This is a genomic window from Endozoicomonas sp. YOMI1 (assembly GCF_024606345.1).
Lineage (GTDB): Bacteria > Pseudomonadota > Gammaproteobacteria > Pseudomonadales > Endozoicomonadaceae > Endozoicomonas.
Genome location: NZ_JAHHPM010000062.1, coordinates 1 through 3011, shown reverse-complemented (window position 1 = coordinate 3011; position 3011 = coordinate 1). Strand labels below are relative to the sequence as shown.

General features: G+C 51.6%; 2 protein-coding genes. Both read right to left on the bottom strand.

Annotated elements, in window-relative coordinates; translation table 11 throughout:
• Positions 1–121 precede the first annotated feature (121 nt).
• Positions 122–709 (bottom strand): hypothetical protein, encoded by a 588-nt coding sequence (locus KDK15_RS02405; protein ID WP_257293773.1) that lies wholly within the window; start codon positions 707–709, stop codon positions 122–124.
• Between the two features lie 264 nt (positions 710–973).
• A complete protein-coding gene (gene mutL, locus KDK15_RS02400) occupies positions 974–2935 on the bottom strand; it encodes a DNA mismatch repair endonuclease MutL (RefSeq protein WP_257293772.1) in 1962 nt (653 codons plus the stop codon).
• Between the last annotated feature and the right edge of the window lie 76 nt (positions 2936–3011).

The following is a 3011-nucleotide window of genomic DNA, read 5'->3' as shown; positions in this document are numbered from 1 at the left end:
TTGAATAGGTTCGAGTAACTATAGATAGGTTTTCGTTAACTGCAACAAGCCCCTGAAAATGGCGTATCCAGGGGCAAGATCGGTAAGTTATCAAAAGGCGGAGGCGTTAAAGCTCAATGGGTTAACCTGCGTTATCGCCGGGCGCTTTGCCAAACAGCGCATATCCTAACATTTTGTCCAGTTGCTCATAGCCCCCCGGTGACTGATGATCCGGAATGCCAAATCTCTCAGTCAACTGATCAAAACGGGCAAGTCCTTTTTCATGACTCTGTCGCAGGGTGGATACGCAGAATGCCGCCTCAACAGCGGTTTTACCTGCACCCTCGCCATTGTAATCATCATACCTGCTGACTTCCATATAATCACCCGCGATATTACTCTTGATCGGCTTGCATAAAACATAATCAAAATTGAGACTGGGATTTTCAGCAACGTACTGCTGAGCATCCTGATATTTCATAGGTGGCAGGAGATTAAGGGCTAGCGCCGTTTTAGGCCTGCTGGCAAATAACTCTCCATTACCATTGGCATGTTCATAAAGGGACTGAAGCAACAGCGGTTTATCAAGCCCTTTGATACTAACCTTATGGCCGATAAAGGAACTGCCCGAGGCTTCATCGCCATCACTGTTGCCTGACGCTCCTGACGTTGCTACTGCTGCAACCGGCAGGGAATTTTTCTGAGGGTCGGATATTCCAGAGGGAAACATAGATGCTCCTTTTGTTTGCTCAATGACTGTTGTTTGGTGTTAAGCGAAACAGCACATCATATGGGTTGACGTACCCGTTGCAGAAAGGACGCAATTCCACAATTTATTAAAAGGATATTTCGGGTTTGCGGACTCTCCAACCAAATAGAGTCCACTGTCCATGAAAAGTTCCATCGCTGCTACCTCAGCGGTAACAATGAGCAGTTGCCTGAATCTGCCAAAAAAATCTGCTTGTCACCTGGCTGGTTGACACTGCCACCCCCTCTAACGCCCCCTCAAAAACAACTTATCCAATTGATCCATCGTGAGCATGGTCCAGGTTGGACGACCATGGTTACATTGCCCGCTGCGCTCTGTCTGTTCCATATCCCGAAGCAGGGCGTTCATCTCTTCAATGGATAGTTTTCTGTTGGCCCGCACCGACCCATGACAGGCCATGGTGGCCAGTATTTCATTGATATGGGCTTCAATGCGGTCGCTGGTACCGTGTTGCATCAAGTCTGAGAGTACATCTCTCAACAGTTTCTCAACATCGGCATTCTGCAGCATCACCGGTATCTGACGCACCAGCAGGGTTTCCGGCCCCATCCGCTCCAGGGTCAGTGCCAGACGGGAAAAGTATTCGCTGTGTTCTTCTGCGCAGTCAGCCTCACGCTCACTAACCGATACGGATTCAGGTACCAACAATGGTTGAGCACGAATCCCCTGCTCTTGATAGGACTGCTTCATTCGCTCGTAGGTAATCCGTTCGTGAGCGGCATGCATATCCACCAGAATCATCCCCTGGTCATTTTCTGAAAGAATATAAACCCCTTTCAGCTGGGCAATGGCATAGCCCAGGGGCGGTGTCCGAGAATCATGTTCCGGCAACGGCTGAACCGGCACCCGGGATGAAAATGCAACGCTGGATTCCTGTACCGCACTTTCACCCACCGCCTTGGCCTGACTGGCATTCACCGGCTCTGCAGAGGTGGCATATAGCTGGCTATAGGCTTCTATCTGTCGCTTAACCTGACCGGGAGATGGTGCTTCTGATAAAGCAGGGCGGCGCTCATGATTACCACCACCGCCTGAGTTTTCATTGGCATAGTGTCCGGTACTGGATGCTGTCGGCGCTGCTGACAGCCCAATGGTTTCCTGTCCCTGAAACTCACCGGCATCAATACCAGATGCCTGGGGTTGAGGTGGGTTGGTTAATACCGTGGGCGGCAGCTGATCTTCCGGGCGAACTTCACCCAGGGCACGATTTAATGTACTGAACAGAAAGTTATGGACCGTTCTGCCATCACGAAAACGGACTTCATGTTTGGTGGGATGCACATTGACATCCACCATGGCCGGATCCAACTCCAGGTAGAGGACAAATGTCGGATGACGGCCACTGTAGAGCACATCACGGTAGGCCTGGCGAACGGCGTGAGCCACCAGCTTATCCCGGATAACACGACCATTAACGAAGAAGTACTGCAGATCAGCACTGGCTCTGGAGAACGTAGGCAGCCCAACCCAGCCGTACAGTTTCAGGCCAGCGGCTGCAACATCAATAATGACCGCATGTTCAATAAATTTAGGACTGCAAAGCGCAGCTACCCGGCGATCTTTTTCCGCCTGAGTCACCGCAGGACGAAGCTGATGGACACTGCGCTGGTTGTGGCGAAGGGTAAAGCCCACATCAAAGCGGGACAGGGCCAGGCGCTTAACCACCTCTTCAAGGTGAGAAAATTCGGTCTTTTCGGTACGGAGAAACTTGCGACGGGCCGGCGTGTTAAAGAATAGGTCTTTGACTTCTATGGTGGTTCCCACCGGGTGCGGTGCGGGCATAACCTGCGCTTCCATATCCCGTCCTTCCACCCTGGCCTGCCAACCTGACCCCTGTTCTGCCACATTAGACGTCAGGGTAAGCCTGGAAACTGAGCTGATGGAGGCAAGCGCCTCCCCACGAAATCCAAGGGTAGCCACACCTTCCAGGTCTTCCAGTTCGGATATCTTGCTGGTAGCGTGGCGGGAGAGCGCCAGGGCTAACTCATCCTGAGGTATGCCATGACCATCATCGCGGATACGGATCAATTTGACACCACCATTTTCCACTTCAACCGTCAGGCGCCTGGCACCGGCATCAATGCTATTTTCCAGCAGTTCTTTGACTACTGAAGCAGGACGCTCCACCACTTCACCGGCGGCGATCTGGTTAGCCAGTCGATTATCAAGGAGACGAATGGGTTTCATGGTCAATCATTGTGTCCAATAAGAGTTCTCAGGCCGACAGTTGAAATAAAAAGCAACGAACGCAACAAGCCCTGCT